Here is a 15,917-nt window from a genome sequence, read left to right on the forward strand (position 1 = left end):
AGGCGTGATCGATATCAACGAGTCCGTGATGCAGTTCCTTCTGGCGTTCGTCGTCGTCGGCCCGCTCCTCGGCGCTGTCGCCGCTCTCCTGCCGGCCCCGCCGGGACTGAAGGGGAAGTCGCCCGAGCAGGCGGTGCTGCGGCACGGCGTGACCGTGACCGGCGTGGTTCTCATCGCCGCGATCGTCCTCGCGCTCGGCTTCGACCACGACCACCCGTCGAAGATGCAGGCCACGACGGACATCAGCTGGATCCCGGCACTCGACGTGCGGATCCACCTCGGCATCGACGGCATTTCCCTCCCCCTTCTGGTCCTGACCGCGCTGCTGACCTTCCTCTGCGCGCTCTACTCGTACTTCAAGATGCCTGCGGGCCCGACCCCGAAGGCATTCGTCGCGCTGTTGCTCGTCCTCGAGTCCGGCACTCTCACGACCTTCGCCGTCCTCGATCTGCTGCTGTTCTTCCTCGCGTTCGAGATGGTCCTCATCCCGATGTACTTCCTCATCGCCCGCTGGGGCGGTGAGGGCAGGACCCAGGCCGCCTGGCGGTTCATCCTCTACACGCTGCTCGGTTCGGTCGTCATGCTGCTCGGCCTGCTCCTGATCGGGATCAAGGCGGGCACATTCGACATGGTGGCACTCGCCACTGACAACGGCCGGTTCCTCACCTCATCTGTGCAGGTCATCGCGGTTCTGGCGATCGGGATCGGGCTCGCGGTGAAGACCCCGATGTGGCCGCTGCACAGCTGGCTGCCCGACGCCCACACCGCCGCGCCGACCGTCGGCTCGGTCCTGTTGGCCGGCGTCATGCTGAAGATGGGTACGTACGGGTTCGTCCGGATCCTCCTCCCCATCGCGCCGGACGGCTTCCGCGACTTCGCGCCCTACCTCGCCGCCTTCGGCGTCGTCGGCATCATCTACGGATCCCTGGCCTGCCTCGCCCTCGCCAAGCAGGGCGCGAAGGGCGACCTCAAGCGCCTCATCGCCTACTCGTCCGTCGGTCACATGGGCTTCGTCCTGCTCGGCATCGCCACGATGACCCCGACCGGTGTGAACGGCGCCCTGTTCGCCAACATCGCCCACGGCCTCATCACCGGCCTCCTGTTCTTCCTGGTCGGCGCGCTGAAGGACCGTACGGGCAGCACCGACCTCGACACCCTCGCCGAACAGACCGGCGCCGCCCTGTACGGCAAGGCTCCGCGCCTCGGCGGCCTGCTCGCGTTCGCCGCGGTCGCCTCCCTCGGACTGCCGGGCCTCGCCGGGTTCTGGGGCGAGATGCTGGCGCTGTTCGGCGCGTTCGACCCCGCAGACGGCCTCAGCCGCCCGGCGTTCCTCACGTTCATGGCGATCGCGGCCTTCGGCACCCTCCTCACAGCCGCCTACCTCCTCGTCGTGGTCCGCCGCGTCTGCATGGGCGCCGTGCCGCAGGACGCCCCAAAGCTCGCCGACGTCCACACGTACGAGTTCGCGGCCTGGACACCGCTCGTCGTCCTCACCGTCGTGGCCGGCCTGTGGCCGAAGGCCCTCCTCGGCCTGACCGACCCGGCCGTACAGCAGCTCCTCGCAGGAGGCACCCGATGAGCTCCCTGGCCTCCATGGCCCAGCCGATGGCCGCGAACCTCGTCCAGTCCGTCGACTGGCTCGCCATCGCACCGCCCACCATCGCGGCGGTGGTCGGCCTCGTCGTGCTCGTCGCGGACCTCTTCGTAGGCGACCACAAGAAGGCGCTGCTCGGCTGGCTGTCCGTCGCGGGTCTGGCTGCCTCCACGGCGATGCTGCTGCCCCTCCTGGACGGCGACCGCGCCACCTTCTGCCTGACCGGCACCCCCGACGTCTGCAGCTACACCGCGGACCGTTTCACCCTCGTCCTCCAGCTCCTGGTGCTCGGGGGAGCGTTGCTGACAGCCCTCCTGTCCGTCACCGCCCTCAAGGACGCCGACAAGGGACTCCCCGAAGGGGAGTACTGGTTCCTGCTGCTCTCCTCCGCCGCCGGCGCCGCCCTCCTGCCCGCCTCGCGGGACCTGGCGACCCTGATCGTCGCCCTGGAGGTCGCCTCCCTGCCGGCCTTCGCCCTCGTCGGCCTGCGCCACGGCGACCGCAAGTCCTCCGAAGCGGCTCTGAAGTTCTTCCTGTCCTCGGTCACCGCGACCGCGGTCAGCCTCATGGGCATCAGCTTCGTGTACGCCTCCACAGGCACCCTCTACCTCACCCAGATCGCCGACCGCATCCAGAACGTCGACAGCCAACTCCACACCCTCGCCCAGGCCGGCGTCGTCCTCACCCTCGTCGGCTTCGCCTTCAAGACGGCCGCCGTCCCCTTCCACTTCTGGGTCCCGGACACCTACGTAGGGGCGCCGCTCCCGATCGCCGCCTACTTGTCGGTCGTCGGCAAGGCGGTCGGCTTCTCAGGCCTGATCCTCGTCACGGTCGTCGCCCTCCCGTCGTACGCCGACGTCTGGGGCCCGGCACTTGCGGCACTGGCCGCTCTCACGATGACCGTGGGCAATGTCGGCGCCCTCCGACAGCAGCCCACGCGTGCGTACAGCGCCGTACGGCTGCTCGCCTGGTCCTCCGTCGGCCAGGCCGGCTACCTCCTCGTGCCGATCGCCGCCGCCGCGTACTCCGACGACGCCGAGCGCTCCATCGGGTCCACCGTCGCCTACGCCCTCATGTACGCCGCCGTGAACCTCGGCGCCTTCGCGGTGGCCGCCCTGGTGGGCCGTACGAGAGCCCTCAACCGTCTCACCGACTACCGCGGCCTGTACGCCTCGAACCCCCTGGCCGCCCTCCTCCTGGCCTTCTTCCTGCTCTGCCTCGCCGGACTGCCGCCGGGCATCATCGGCCTCTTCGCGAAGGTCACCGTCTTCTCCGCGGCCGTCGACGCGGGCCTCGGCTGGCTCGCCGTGGTCATGGCCGCCAACGTCGTGATCGCGCTGTTCTACTACCTCCAGTGGACGGCCCTGCTGTTCCGCGCTCCCGAAGGCGAACCCGTACGGCACCGGATCCCGGCCCCGCTCACCGCGGCGATCGCCCTCACCGGCGTTCTCGGAATCGCCCTGTCGGGCGCGCCCCAGCTGATCCTGCGCTTCACCAACACCGGACTCTTCTGAGCCCACGGCCGGACAACTTCCGAGCCCTCACCCGGACGGCCCACGCCCGCCTCCGCACGCACAAGGGAACTAGCTGCTCTCGCCTGGCGTTGACCAGAACAGGAGGGTCCACTGGTGGTGACACCAGAAGGACCGCTGTTCAGCAAGCAAAGGGTTCCCCTGCTGCACGATTTGGAGGGCGTACCGTGCACCGCCGGCACAACGGGCTCAGGACCGCAGTACTCCTCGGGGGACTGTCCGCACTCATCATCGTCATCGGCAGCTTTTTCGGCCGTATGGGGCTCGTGGTCGCGGTCCTGATCGCCCTGGGGACCAACGCGTACGCGTACTGGAACAGCGACAAGTTGGCGCTACGCGCGATGCGCGCCCGCCCGGTCAGCGAGTTCGAGGCCCCTGCGCTCTACCGCATGGTCCGCGAACTCTCCACCCAGGCCCGCCAACCCATGCCGCGCCTGTACATCTCCCCGACGGAGGCCCCGAACGCCTTCGCGACGGGCCGCAATCCGCGCAACGCCGCCGTCTGCTGCACAGAAGGCATCCTGCGCATCCTCGACGAGCGCGAACTGCGCGGCGTGATCGGCCACGAGCTCAGCCATGTCTACAACCGCGACATCCTGATCTCGTCCGTCGCCGGAGCCCTCGCCTCCGTGATCATGTTCCTGGTCAACTTCGCCTGGCTGATTCCCATCGGCCGCTCCAACGACGACGACGGCCCCGGCATCCTCGGCATGCTGCTCATCATGATCCTGGGCCCGCTCGCCGCGACCCTCATCCAACTGGCCGTCAGCCGCTCCCGGGAGTACGAGGCCGACGCGTCCGGCGCCCAGCTGACCGGCGACCCCCTGGCCCTGGCCAGCGCGCTGCACAAGCTCGAGATGGGCACCAAGCAGCTTCCGCTGCCCCCGGAGCCGCGTATCGAGACCGCGAGCCACATGATGATCGCGAACCCCTTCCGCCCGGGCCAGGGATTCTCGAAGATGTTCTCCACGCACCCGCCGATGGCGGACCGCATTGCTCGCCTCGAAAAGATGGCAGGTCGCCACCAGTGAAAACCATCCTGAACGTCATATGGCTCGTCCTGAGCGGCTTCTGGCTGTTCCTCGGCTATCTGCTCGCCGGTGTGCTGCTGTGCATCACGATCATCGGCATCCCATTCGGCATTGCTGCTTTCCGAATCGGCGTCTACGCCCTGTGGCCCTTCGGGTACACGACGGTCGAACGCCGTGACGCCGGCGCCCCCTCCTGCGTCGGCAACGTCCTGTGGCTGGTCCTCGCGGGCTGGTGGCTGGCCCTGGCCCACATCGTCACCGGCATCGCTCTGTGCGTCACGATCATCGGCATCCCGTTCGGCATCGCCAACTTCAAGCTGATCCCGGTCTCGCTGCTTCCGCTGGGTCGCGAGATCGTGTCGACCGACCAGCCGTTCTCCTCGCGCTGGTAGGCGGAGCGCCGGTACGGCACAGGGTTTTCCACAGCCCGACAGTTGTCCACAGGCCCGCCCGATTGTCAGTGCCGGCCCGCATCATGAACTCATGACCGCGAACGAGCAGTTGCGGGCACAGGGGAATGCCGGGATTCGTAGCACCCGCCCGTGGGCCCGCACTTCCCCCGAGTCCCATGACGGCACCGGCCTTCGCCGTGCGGACATGTCCGTCCAGCAGCTCGCGGGTTCCGGCATCCGTATACACGCGGCCTGACGGGGACTTGGCGTAGGCGGGCGCCAAGTGCTGCCTCGGCGAGGGCCACCGCCTCATCCGTCGGCGTACGCCGCTTCACCGCGCCGCCATCCACCGCCGTACGCCGTACGCCACCACACCCACCACCAGCACACCCGCGCCCACGGCGACCGAAACCCCCGGCAGCGCGAACGCCAGCACCACACACCCGAGCAGCCCCACCGCCGGCACTACCCGCGCCGTCGGAGCGGAACCGAGCGTCCAGGCCGAGGCGTTGGCCACCGCGTAGTACGCCAGCACACCGAAGGAGGAGAACCCGATCGCGCCCCGCACATCCACCGTGGCGGCAAGAACCGCGACCACCGCGCCCACGGCCAGCTCCGCCCGGTGCGGCACCTGGAATCGCGGATGCACGGCCGCCAGCGCGCCGGGCAGATGACGGTCACGGGCCATGGCCAGTGTCGTCCGAGAGACACCCAGGATCAGGGCGAGCAACGAGCCCAGCGCAGCCACGGCAGCACCCACCCGCACAACCGGCACCAACCCCGGCACGCCTGCTGCCCGCACCGCATCGGCCAGCGGCGCGCCCGCCTGACCCAGCTCCTCCGCTCCAAGCACAGAAAGGACGGCCACCGCCACACACGCGTACACGCCCAATGCGATGCCCAGAGCCAGCGGGATCGCACGCGGGATGGTGCGCGCGGGATCCCGTACCTCTTCCCCGAGGGTCGCGATCCGGGCGTACCCGGCGAACGCGAAGAACAATAGACCGGCGGCCTGAAGCACCCCGCCCAGGCCACCTGAGGCCCCGCTGCCCAGCCGCCCGGCCTCGGACGTCCCGGATCCCAGACACACGACCACCACGGAGGCGAGGACAGCGAGTACGACTGCCACGATTCCCCGCGTCAGCCAGGCGGACTTCTGGACCCCGCCGTAGTTCACCGCGGTCAGCGCCACTACGGCCGCGACCGCCACGGCGTGCGCCTGCTCCGGCCAGACGTACGCGCCCACGGTGAGCGCCATCGCCGCACAGGAGGCCGTCTTCCCGACCACGAACGACCAGCCCGCCAGATAACCCCAGAACGGACCGAGCCGCTCGCGCCCGTACACATACGTGCCGCCGGAGGCGGGATAGAGAGCGGCCAGCCGTGCCGACGAGGTGGCGTTGCAGTAGGCGACCACGGCGGCGACCGCGAGCCCGAGCAGCAGCCCGGACCCGGCCGCGCGGGCCGCGGGTGCCAGGGCGGCGAAGATGCCGGCCCCGACCATGGAGCCGAGCCCGATGACCACGGCGTCTCCCACGCCCAGGGTGCGTCGCAGCTCGGAGGGGGAACCAGAGGGTGTCATGCGCCGCACCCTACTGATCAGTGCAACCACCGGGTGCATCCGTGACGTCCTCTTGAGTAACCCGGCACGAACAAGTGCCGCCGCCAGGCGATGAACGCACCACGCACAACCCGTGAGCGCACAGTCGGCCGGGACGAGAATCACAGGGCCGGGACAGTGCGGGCACAGCGCGAAAGGGCAGATTCAGGGCATGAGCATCATCGGTTGGATCATCCTGGGACTTCTGGCCGGGGCCATCGCCAAGTTCCTGCTGCCGGGCCGCGACCCGGGCGGCTTCATCGGTACGACCCTCATCGGCATCACGGGTGCGTTCATCGGCGGCTGGATATCGGCCCGCTGGCTGGACCACCCGGTCACCAAGAACTTCTACGACGGCACCACCTGGGCGGCCGCGATCGGAGGCTCACTCGTCCTCCTGATCGGCTACCGCATCCTGTTCGGCAACTCGCGCAACTGAGCACACCCCCGAACCGCAGCCAGCAGGCGAGAAGGGTGGGCACCGGCCAGGTGCCCACCCTTCCTCGTAGTGCCGCGTACTTCCGCGCGCTTCCTTGCGCGACCGAATCAGGCGTTGCTCACCGGTAGTTCACGAACTGGACGGCGAAGTCGAGGTCCTTGCCCTTCAGCAGGGAGATGATGGTCTGCAGGTCGTCACGGCTCTTCGAGCTGACACGCAGCTCGTCGCCCTGGACCTGGGCCTTCACACCCTTCGGACCCTCGTCACGGATGATCTTCGCCACCTTCTTCGCGTTCTCCTGGGAGATGCCCTCCTCGATCGACGCGAAGATCTTGTACTCCTTGCCGGACAGCTGCGGCTCACCGGCGTCCAGCGCCTTCAGCGAGATCCCGCGCTTGATCAGCTTGGACTGGAAGACGTCGAGGACAGCGTTCACCCGGTCCTCGGAGTTCGCCTCCATGAGGATCTTTTCGCCGGACCACGAGATCGAGGCGCCCACGCCCTTGAAGTCGTAGCGCTGGGAGATCTCCTTGGCGGTCTGGTTGAGGGCGTTGTCGACCTCCTGCCGCTCGACCTTCGAGACGATGTCGAAACTGGAGTCGGCCATGTCCTGTGGCTCCTTGTATCGGGGGGCGTATCGGGTGCGTATCGGCGTAGTGGGGCAGCCGCCGAGCCCGGTACAGTCCCCGGGCCGCATCCGGACAAGCCTAGTCACCCCAGGCCCCCGGAGCGCTGATCAATCGGGTGGCGAAGCACCCCTCCACATCGGGTATTGTTTACGTCGTTGCCACGGAGCACCGCCGAAAGACGGTTCGAAGGGCAGCAAACCCCGGCGGTGTGCCCGAGCGGCCAAAGGGAGCAGACTGTAAATCTGCCGGCTCAGCCTTCCCAGGTTCGAATCCTGGCGCCGCCACATGAAGGTAGACCCCCTCCGAACTGCGGAAACGCAGTATGGAGGGGGTCTCTTCGTATTCGAACGGCGCCATGCGAACGAGGGTCGAAATGCGTGGCTTGTCTCACCTGGTCTCGGGTGTGACCCAAGCCTGATCAGCGCGTGTCCCCCAGGCGTCCCCCGGGGGACTGGCCGTTCCCGTCCCATTCCCGCAGGCCAGCCTCAATCTGAAGGTTCGCCCGCTCTTGAGCTTGCGCCAGAACCTTGGCGTAGACGCGCAGCAGCACGGCGACTGAGTGTCCGGCTCGTCGAGCGACTTCCATCGGGTCGACTCCGCTGTAGAGCCAGAACGAGACTCCGGCGCACCGGAGGTCGTACGGCCGCCGTGCGAGCGGCGATGCCGCTTGTTCCGGCGTCAACGCGTTGCCTCGTGCGCTTGCCCACACTTCGCCGTATCCCGTGTCTTGAATCACACCGCCACGGTTCGTGCGGAACAGGCGGCCGTCCGGAGCCGTACCGTAGCGCTCGATGTGCCAGCGGAGCATGGCGACGAAATGGGGAGGGATGGGCACCACGCGCGAGTCTCGTTGCGCGCGTGCCTTGAGGTGGCGGTCTTGGTGGGCCCGGCCGTCGTCCGTCCAGTCGCGGCCGGCGTGGACGATGCCGCCGCGAAGGATGAGCTTGCCCCATCCTCTCTTCGGCAAGTGGCACTGGGACGCGGTCAGTCCAACCGCTTCGGCGGGGCGCATGGCGGCGTAGTACAGGCACCCGAAGAACGCTTCAAGGTGAGCGCCCCGTTCGCCCTGCCCTCGTACGCCCTCAAGCAGAGCACGCACCTGGCGAGGGTTGGCGACGCTCGCGGGGTCGACCTCTTCGGTCGACTTCGGCGCCGACCACTTCACGGTGGACAGCGGGTTGACCGGAACGCTGAAGTAACGCCGTTCGACCGCGAGCCCCAAGACGTCGCTGAGGCACGCCCTTTTTCGCCGTGCCGTGCGCGCGCCGGCGGGGGAGCCGTTGAGCAGTGTCGAGAGGGCGTCCAGCGCCAGTCGGAGCGTGGCGGGGTCTTCCAGAGCGGCTATGGGGAGGGAGTTCTTCTCCAGCCAGCGGAGCGCGTTCGTGACGTCGCTGGGGTGTTCCTGGGACCAGCGGCTCTTGTTGTATGCCCAGCCGTACAGGGCGGTGCGGAGTACGCGGGGAGAGGGTTGCCCGACGGTTGTCTTCACGAGTGCGGGGGTGATGGTGGCCAGGGCGTCGGCGTCGTTGCGGCGCGACTTGGCGGGGAGCTTGTCCCACCTGCGGTCGATGTACGCGCGCGTGTGCTCGTACCAGGTCACGGAGCCGTTCAGCGCGCGGAGTTCGGAGGCAGGCAGGCCCGTTTCCACGTCGAACTGCTCGCCCTTGCGCAGGGCGGTCATCAGCTCCGAGCGACGGCCGTCAGCCTGGGCTTTGACTGTGTAGCTCTTGGAATGCTTCTGGGGGCCTACCAGCCACCGGACGCGGTAAGGCTTGGGGCGGTCGCGGCGGGTTTCGATGCTGTAGATCCGGACGTCATAGGTGACGGGCATGGCTCTCCGAGCAGTAAAAGAGCCCGCCCCGAACGGGGCGGGCTTGAGGTGAAGGTGGACTCGTCAGGCGACGCGTTCTCCGCAGCGCTCCCACCAGGCGTCAAGGTCGGTGCGGCTGACGCGTACTTGGCCGTTGGGGAGCTTGCGGATGCGGGGAGCTTGGCCGCGGGCGCGCATGCGGTAGAAGGCAGCGCGGCTCATCTTGATCTCGGTGAGCACTTCGGGAAGCTTGAGCATGTCGGGGCGGGCCATTCCTTGGCTCCTCGGGGAAGTGTCGGGAAGGACAGGGAAGTTGGATTCACATTCCTCTGAGTAGCGACTCAGCGGCACTCAGCGGCACTCAGAGGGGCTTTGAGACGCGATGAGTCGCGACTCAGGCAAATGTGGTTCGGACACGTTCAGCGTGATCCCGGTGTAGGTGAGCACCTGCTGGCCGTACGCGTCGCGGGGGCGGGAGCGGTTGAGCTGGGGGACCACGGAGAGCAGGTTGCGGCCGAACACCTGCTTGGTGCCGGGGCGTACGCCGTTGTCCTCGGCCCACTCGCGCCAGACCGTCCACAGGGCGTCCACGGGCACGCTGCACGTGGGGCCGGTGGTGCAGCGTTCCCGGATGAACGCGGACGTGGGGGAGGCGGTGTCCTGCATGGTGGTGACCGCTTCGCGGCTGGAGGACGGTTCGGTGATCCGTCCGGTGCGCTGGAGGCGGGCGAGTCCTTCCAGGGCCCAGTTGAGGATGCCGGGCATCTCCGTGGTGAGCCGGTCGAAGAGGGTGGGGTCTTCCTTGCCGAGCCAGGACACCCGCATGTTGAGCAGGACGAAGCGGCGGGCGATGACGCCGGATGAGTCGCCGAAGTGCGGCAGTTCGTTGGAGAGGATCACCAGCCGGGTGGGCAGCTTGCCGGTCCACACCGCGCGGTACTTGCGGTCGATGTCGATGGTGTCCTCACCGGAGATCGTCAACAGCCGCTCTACGACCTGGCTGTTGTCGTTGCCGGACAGTCGGGCGTCGGAGATGACCGCGAGCGGCTTGCCGATCAGGGTGGACAGTCCGAAGTTGGTGCCGAGTCCGGCGAGGGTGGGCCCGGCGAGGTTCTCCTTTCCGACCAGCTCTTTGAGCACGCGGGCGATGGTGCCCTTGCCGGAGCGGGACGGGCCGACGATGAGCAGGATCTTCTGCTGGTCGGTCCGACCCGACAGGACGTAGCCGAACCACTCCTGAAGAGCGGCGACGGCATCGGGGTCCTCGGGCCAGATCTGCGCCAGGAAGCCTTCCCACGTCGGCGCGGTCGCGGTCGGGTCGTAGGCGAAGGGAACGGAGACGAGGTTGAAGAACCCGGGCCCGTGCGGCAGCAGCGCGCGGTCCCGGATGCGCAACAGCCCGTTCTCACACGCCACGATCGGCCCGTCGTCCGCCGCGTCCCCGCCCTCGATCCAGGTGGGGGCGTCGGTTTCGGTGGGCAGCAGGGTGATGGCCCCGAGCGCGTCGAGAAGGTTGCTGATCTTCTGCTTCGTGGGGGCCCAGTCGTGCACCTCGGGCTTGTTGTCCTTGCCCAAGGTCGTGTAGACCGCGTGCTCCAGACGGGTGTACATGCTCGCGCGCATCTGGGCTTCGTCCAGCTCGCGCCATGAGGTGCCGGTCCAGTGCATCCAGGAGGCGCGCCAGCGTCGGCACACCAGGCGTCCGTCCTCGGTCTGCCAGTCGGGCAGGAGGCGGCGGGCGACGGCCAGCGGGTTGGAGGGTGCGGGCAGTTCTTCGAGGTGGTCGGTCATGCGGCTCGCCTCCCTTCCTGGGGGTTCAGGTGCGGGCAGGTGGTGCGGTGGTAGTCGTAGTCGGCGACCAGGTCGGCCACGTTGTCGCGGCCGGTGGCGGTGTCGGTCTGTCCGCAGGGGCAGGCGTAGGCGGCGGTGGGGGTGTCGCTGTAGCGCTTGGTCCAGCGGGCGCCGTCGTAGTGGTGGCGGTAGACGGGCGGGGCGTAGATGCGGATGCCGGGCCGGTCCGGTGTCGGGTTGCCGGCGTCGCTGGGCTGACTGTCAGGGCGAAGGGCAGTTCGGACGCCTTCGGCGACGCCCTTCGGGTCGCCCACGCGCCGTGCGGGCGGGGCGAGTTCGGCGACTGGCCCTACTGCTCGCGGACGGTTGGCCTTCCAAGGGAGAGGAGCGGGGGTGTTCATGCCGCCTCCCGGGATCGGGCGGTGCGGATGGAGCTGTCCAGGGCGCTGCGGATCGTGGCGCGGCACTCGGCAGCGGTGAGTCCCCGCGCTTGCCCCGCCCCTTGGAAGGCCTCTTCCACCACGTGCCGGGGGATGTCGCCCCACGCGACGAAGCGCCCCACCTTGAAGGCGCACCGGTTGAGCGTGGTGTTGCGCTGCTTGTCCGGCGCCGTGGACACGACGGCGCACTCGGCTTCCAGCGCGGACAGGGCCGCCCGGCTCCCGTCGACCGCAGGGAGCCTCAGTGGCCCCGTAGGGCGCGCGGGAGCAGGTTTCAGGATGGTTTGTAGCCATTCGGGCAGCGGGACCGTCACAGAGTCGCTCAGGGCTTCGTACGCTCCGGCGTCCGTGATGCTGCCCGCCGCGACGACGTAGCCGCCCCACGCGCGGGTGTCGACCAACTCGCCGATGGTTCCTGCGGTATTGGTCAGCCGGACACCGTCCGGGGCGGTGAAGTACAGGTGGGTCCCGCCGCTCGCGGTCCGCACCCGGTAGGTGTCGGGGACGGCGTGCCCGGCGCGCTCGCAGAGCGCCCCGAAGATTGTCGCGCCGTCAGGCGCGTCCGAACTGCCCTTGAGGCTTGTGGTCTTGGGCTTGTCGAGATCGATGACGACCAGCTGTGAGGGGCCGGTGGCGATGCCGACATTGAACGGGCCGCGGGTCCATGCGGCGCGGATGTGGTCGGGGTCGGTGGTGGCGCGCTGTTCCCACTTCAGGTGGCCGCCGGCGCACGGGCCGGTGCGGGGGCAGGATGCTTCGCCGTGCAGGGCGGGCCGCTTGGTGTGGGGGCGGAGAGGGAAGACGTGCCAGCCGCGTGCGGCGGCGTCCAGCGCTGCGCGGAGCAGCACGGAACGGGCGTCAGGTGTCATGCTGGAGGTCTCCTGTTTCTGTCGAAGGGACGGAGAACCGGGGCGGTCGCGGTCTTTGGCGAGAGGCGACCGCCCCATCTGTTTCTCAGAGCAGTTCACTGGCGGTTGTTGGTCTTGGCCCACACGCCCCGGGTCGTGGTGTGGACGTTGCGCTGGTCCTGGTGGACGGTCCCGGTGTAGTGCTGGTGGACCTCCGGGGCGGGCCGTGCGCGCTGCGCGAGCCGAGCAAGGGCGAGCACGAGCGCGGTGGGGGCGCCGAAGACGAGACCGCACACGATCGGGTCGGCGAACTGGGACACGTACATGAGCACCGCCGCGGTACCGCCGACCATGGCGGTGGCGGTGCCGCCCGCGAGCATGAGCACGCTTGCGTCGGTGGCGCCCTGACTCATCGGGGCCCGTCCGGGCTGCACGACGGGCGGGGCATCGCCGCGGGCGGGGAGCGGAGTGGTGTCGCGGTAGGCGGTGGGCCGGTAGACGTCGTCGATGATCCGGCGCGCCTCGGTCTCAGCCTGCGCCGCACTCAACCCGGCGTCTGTGGGAGCCGGTTGAGGGGTGGTGTCGGGGTGCATGCGGAATCCCTTCCGAACATGAGTCAGGGAGGCAGGGACACCCCCTTGAGGGGGCGCTGTGGAGGGGGTTTCAAGGGGTCTGACCTGCGCGCCTCCCTGCCTCCCTGAACGATCATTCGTGCAGGTCAGGGCCAGGGAGGCGGGTCAGGGAGGCGTTCAGGGAGTTCTCCCTGCCTCCCTGACCCGAGAGGGGTTGCCTCCCTGTCACTCGGAGGCGGAAGCGGAACCCTCGTCGTCGCGGTTGGCGAGGGCGGCGGTGACGCGGTCGCGGGCGACGACCATGCGGCCATCGGACTTGTAGGGGTCGGCGCCGGCGTCGTCCAGGACGCGCTTGAGGTCCAGGAACGACCAGTCGCCGTAGGCGTCCTCGTTCAGCGCGGCGAGCCGCTTGAGGACGTCTTGGGTGCGTACCCGGGCATCGGTGCCGAGCACGGTGAGGATGTCGGCGAGCGCATCACGCTCCTCGCTCCGCTCGATGACGTGCACGGTGGCGACCCCGTTGCGCAGGGCCTTGGCGCGGGTGGCAATCGCCTCGGCGTCGTCGTCGCCGATGAAGTGCGTGCGCACCGTGATGGACGACTGGCCCTTGGGCATGTCGATGCCATCGGAGGCGACGACCAGGGTGCCCTTGTCCAGACCCTGCCGGAGCAGGTGCGGGGCGGCGCCGTCGTCGACGGCCTTGTCCCCCAGGGCCATGCGGGACTGCGATTCGGTGCCGACCACGAGGGAGGCGCGGGTGTGCGCGCCTTCGCGGACCAGCTTGGGCAGGTTCTGGTCGGTGGGGTCCTGGGTGCCCTGCCACAGCAGCACATCGACCGCACGCCCCTGGTTGTGCAGCTTGCGGGACGCCATGAAGTACCTCGAGGTGGACGACGAGCCGCCGTAGGGGCGCTTGTCGTCGTCCTTGACCGGGCACATGAACGCCACCTGCGCCTCATCCACGATGACGATGAGCGGCTGGAAGACTGCGTCCGGGTTGGTGCGGCGCACCTCCATGCGGCGGTTCATCTCGTCCACGGCCGCTTCCGCCATCTCGGTTACCTGGATGACGTGGTCATCGGTCGGGCCCTGGATCAGGACGTCGGCGATGCCGTCGAACATCTTCCAGTCGCCGATGCCCTTCAGGTCGCCCACCCAGAACTGCACCGACCGGTCCAGGGCCAGCCACAGGGCCAGCGAGCGCAGGGAGGCGGTCTTGCCCTGGTTGGAGCGTCCAGTGACCAGCAGGTGACGCTGATACACGCTCAGCTCGGCGCCATCCCCGCGCAGATCCTGACCCCACGGGGCCTTACCCGTCTTGTAGTTGGCGGTCATCGTCTCGTCGGTGACCAGCGGAGACGGGCCGATCGGCTCGTCCAGGGCGCCGGAGTCAGCGACCCACAGCCGCACCGTGCGGGCGGCCTCGGGGATGGTGATGAACACTTCGTGTTCGTGCCGGGTGAGGTTCTCTGCGAGCTTGCGGCGGCGCTGCTGCACCTCGTTCGTCGACACCCCCGAGGGCAGGGTGACGTCGACTTCCACGCCGCATCCGGCGATCCGGATCGGTCCGAGCATGGAGGCGCCGGCGTCGCCCATTTCCTTGATGGCGTTGCGCAGTGCGGGCACTCCGAGGTCGCGCAGGGCTTTGACGACGATGGACGGGGTGATCGGCTCGCCCTCACCGGAGCGCACGTTGGCGGGCAGGGCCCACTGGGGTGCGGCTTGCTGCTTGCTGCCGACCGTCCACATCGCCAGCAGCGCCAGCAGCGGGCCGACGACGACCGCGGTGGGCCAGATGATCTGCACGATCCGGATCAGCGTGGCGATGAACTCGATGGTCGCCCTCAACGGCGTGATGACGTCACCGACGTCCTTCGTGTTCAGCGCCATCACGATGCCGAGCCCGACCAGCACCCCGATGCTCATCCCGGTGCCGACAGCAACTCCCTTGGCCGCGTCCAGGGGCGAGTGGAGCAGGTCCATCCGGCGGCGGTGGCGAGCGTCGCGGAAGCGCTGCAAGCGCTCTTCCCACTCCTCAGCCAACTCGTAGTTCCCGGCAGCTTCGGCGGCGCGCATCATGCGTTCGTGGCGGGCACCGGTACGGCTGTCCCAGGTCCGGCGGGCCACGATCCGGCCCCCGTTGACCGTGTAGAGACTGTGCCGGGCCACCGCGCGTGCGACGGTCGTGGTGCGCTCGTCAGTGGCCAGTCGGCGTATGGCACGGCCGGAGCGCACCCACAGCGGCACGACCGGTGCGTCGGCGACCATGGTCAGCGGGATCGGGGGTGTGCCGTGGCCCTCGGGTTCGGGGGTGGGGTCCTTGTAGAGGTGAACGACGTTCTCAGACATGCTGGAACTGCTCCTGACTGCCCCACTCGGGGCGGGAGTTGAGAGGGAGTAGCCGGGGTGGCCGGGTCCTGGCAGACGAGGGCCACCCCGGTGCGGGTCAGCGGTTGTGGCGGGCGCGGTTCTCGGCGCGGCTGAGCTGCGACGGAGCGGTGCGCGGGCCGTCGATCCAGCAGAACGGGCGGATGCCATCCGCGGCCTTGAACACGCGGATCGCGGCACCGTGCGGGGCGTCGGGCAGGGCGTAGACCCATCCGGGTTCGAGACTGGCCAGCAGGCGGGCGCCGTGGTGCTCGCACCCATCGGCCCCCTCGTTGACCGCGTCCAGCACGGTCACGACGACCGGCCCGACACAGGGCGTGGGATCTTGCGGGTGCGCGGCGGGGCACCGGCCGTCCCCGCTCACCGACGGCCCGCCTTCTGCTTGGGCACGAGGTAGGGGCAGCCGTTGACCATGTGGTCCACGCACGGCTTGCAGTCCTCACGCGCCCGCAGGCGGCGGTGAATGCTGCGGTCGTTGGCGTGCTGCCAGCACTGCGGGCACTCACCCGGAGGCGTCTCGCGTACGGCCATGGTCACCACCACCCCGAGGACTTTTTCGCGGCCTTGGCGGTGGCGGCCTCGGTCACGATGCGCTGCCGCTCGCTCTGCAACGCAGTCAGTTCGGCGGTGAGCCGGGTCAGCACCGACTGCCTGGCCGACTCCAGCCGCCGTTCGGCGCGGTCGGTGCCCTTGCCGCGCGCCGCCCGGTACGAGCCGCCCACCAGGGCGCCGGTCACCTGGCGGCGTTCGGCGGCGGTCAGCGGCCACCACTCATCGTTGTGGACCGCTTCGATCTTCCGCCGCGTGTGCTCGATCTCTTTGTCCAGGCGGCGCGTGTTGGGCTTGCCCAT

Annotated in this window: 18 protein-coding genes and 1 tRNA gene; 7 read left to right on the plus strand and 12 right to left on the minus strand. The window is 69.0% G+C overall.

Annotated elements, in window-relative coordinates; genetic code table 11:
* The first annotated feature begins 4 nt into the window (after nt 1-4).
* From OHU89_RS29490 to OHU89_RS29510, 5 genes are all read left to right on the plus strand, one after another.
* Nucleotides 5-1,579: an NADH-quinone oxidoreductase subunit M gene (locus OHU89_RS29490; RefSeq protein WP_405647262.1), complete on the plus strand. Its 1,575-nt coding sequence runs from the start codon at nt 5-7 to the stop codon at nt 1,577-1,579.
* Nucleotides 1,576-3,108 (plus strand): NADH-quinone oxidoreductase subunit N, encoded by a 1,533-nt coding sequence (locus OHU89_RS29495; protein WP_405647263.1) that lies wholly within the window; start codon nt 1,576-1,578, stop codon nt 3,106-3,108. The genes OHU89_RS29490 and OHU89_RS29495 overlap by 4 nt, the downstream gene beginning before the upstream one ends.
* 185 nt (nt 3,109-3,293) lie before the next feature.
* Entirely contained in the window at nt 3,294-4,157 is an 864-nt protein-coding gene (htpX, locus tag OHU89_RS29500; protein WP_365412124.1) for a zinc metalloprotease HtpX, read from the plus strand.
* Nucleotides 4,154-4,549: a YccF domain-containing protein gene (locus tag OHU89_RS29505; protein ID WP_266823342.1), complete on the plus strand. Its 396-nt coding sequence runs from the start codon at nt 4,154-4,156 to the stop codon at nt 4,547-4,549. Before htpX ends, OHU89_RS29505 begins: the two co-directional genes overlap by 4 nt.
* Before the next feature lie 91 nt (nt 4,550-4,640).
* Complete coding sequence (locus tag OHU89_RS29510; protein ID WP_405647265.1) at nt 4,641-4,805, plus strand: hypothetical protein; 165 nt, start codon at nt 4,641-4,643, stop codon at nt 4,803-4,805.
* 75 nt (nt 4,806-4,880) lie between these two features.
* Here OHU89_RS29510 and OHU89_RS29515 read toward each other — a convergent pair whose 3' ends face one another.
* Complete coding sequence (locus tag OHU89_RS29515; protein WP_405647268.1) at nt 4,881-6,131, minus strand: APC family permease; 1,251 nt, start codon at nt 6,129-6,131, stop codon at nt 4,881-4,883.
* A 190-nt stretch (nt 6,132-6,321) separates the two neighbouring features.
* On the opposite strand from OHU89_RS29515, the gene OHU89_RS29520 reads away from it, so the two are divergent.
* The gene (locus OHU89_RS29520) at nt 6,322-6,588 is read left to right on the plus strand and encodes a GlsB/YeaQ/YmgE family stress response membrane protein (protein WP_046262857.1); all 267 of its coding nucleotides are present in this window, start codon (nt 6,322-6,324) and stop codon (nt 6,586-6,588) included.
* A 118-nt stretch (nt 6,589-6,706) separates the two neighbouring features.
* Here the strand turns inward: OHU89_RS29520 and OHU89_RS29525 are convergent, their stop codons facing one another.
* Complete coding sequence (locus OHU89_RS29525; protein WP_266888997.1) at nt 6,707-7,195, minus strand: YajQ family cyclic di-GMP-binding protein; 489 nt, start codon at nt 7,193-7,195, stop codon at nt 6,707-6,709.
* 224 nt (nt 7,196-7,419) lie between these two features.
* Here OHU89_RS29525 and OHU89_RS29530 point away from each other — a divergent pair.
* Nucleotides 7,420-7,501: transfer RNA gene (locus OHU89_RS29530), tRNA-Tyr, on the plus strand.
* 134 nt (nt 7,502-7,635) lie between these two features.
* On the opposite strand, the gene OHU89_RS29535 is transcribed toward OHU89_RS29530, so the two are convergent.
* The 10 genes from OHU89_RS29535 to OHU89_RS29580 all read right to left on the minus strand — a co-directional run bounded on the left by OHU89_RS29535 (nt 7,636) and on the right by OHU89_RS29580 (nt 15,917).
* Nucleotides 7,636-9,048 carry a tyrosine-type recombinase/integrase gene (locus OHU89_RS29535; RefSeq protein WP_405647270.1) on the minus strand — a complete coding sequence of 471 codons (1,413 nt, stop codon included), beginning with the start codon at nt 9,046-9,048 and terminating at the stop codon, nt 7,636-7,638.
* A gap of 63 nt (nt 9,049-9,111) precedes the next feature.
* Entirely contained in the window at nt 9,112-9,300 is a 189-nt protein-coding gene (locus tag OHU89_RS29540; RefSeq protein ID WP_405647272.1) for a helix-turn-helix transcriptional regulator, read from the minus strand.
* 78 nt (nt 9,301-9,378) lie between these two features.
* Complete coding sequence (locus OHU89_RS29545; RefSeq protein ID WP_405647275.1) at nt 9,379-10,818, minus strand: phage/plasmid primase, P4 family; 1,440 nt, start codon at nt 10,816-10,818, stop codon at nt 9,379-9,381.
* Nucleotides 10,815-11,219, minus strand: coding sequence for a hypothetical protein (locus OHU89_RS29550; RefSeq protein WP_405647277.1), 405 nt, complete (start codon nt 11,217-11,219; stop codon nt 10,815-10,817). Before OHU89_RS29550 ends, OHU89_RS29545 begins: the two co-directional genes overlap by 4 nt.
* The gene (locus OHU89_RS29555; protein ID WP_405647280.1) at nt 11,216-12,127 is read right to left on the minus strand and encodes a bifunctional DNA primase/polymerase; all 912 of its coding nucleotides are present in this window, start codon (nt 12,125-12,127) and stop codon (nt 11,216-11,218) included. The genes OHU89_RS29550 and OHU89_RS29555 overlap by 4 nt, the downstream gene beginning before the upstream one ends.
* Before the next feature lie 95 nt (nt 12,128-12,222).
* A complete protein-coding gene (locus OHU89_RS29560; RefSeq protein WP_405647282.1) occupies nt 12,223-12,699 on the minus strand; it encodes a hypothetical protein in 477 nt (158 codons plus the stop codon).
* A gap of 204 nt (nt 12,700-12,903) precedes the next feature.
* Complete coding sequence (locus OHU89_RS29565) at nt 12,904-15,027, minus strand: FtsK/SpoIIIE domain-containing protein (RefSeq protein ID WP_405647284.1); 2,124 nt, start codon at nt 15,025-15,027, stop codon at nt 12,904-12,906.
* A 97-nt stretch (nt 15,028-15,124) separates the two neighbouring features.
* A complete protein-coding gene (locus OHU89_RS29570) occupies nt 15,125-15,430 on the minus strand; it encodes a hypothetical protein (protein WP_405647286.1) in 306 nt (101 codons plus the stop codon).
* Complete coding sequence (locus tag OHU89_RS29575) at nt 15,427-15,597, minus strand: pRL2-8 (protein ID WP_405647288.1); 171 nt, start codon at nt 15,595-15,597, stop codon at nt 15,427-15,429. Before OHU89_RS29575 ends, OHU89_RS29570 begins: the two co-directional genes overlap by 4 nt.
* A 2-nt stretch (nt 15,598-15,599) precedes the next feature.
* Nucleotides 15,600-15,917: a hypothetical protein gene (locus OHU89_RS29580; RefSeq protein WP_405647290.1), complete on the minus strand. Its 318-nt coding sequence runs from the start codon at nt 15,915-15,917 to the stop codon at nt 15,600-15,602.

This window comes from Streptomyces sp. NBC_00019 (assembly GCF_045041015.1).
In the GTDB taxonomy this organism is placed as follows: Bacteria; Actinomycetota; Actinomycetes; order Streptomycetales; family Streptomycetaceae; genus Streptomyces.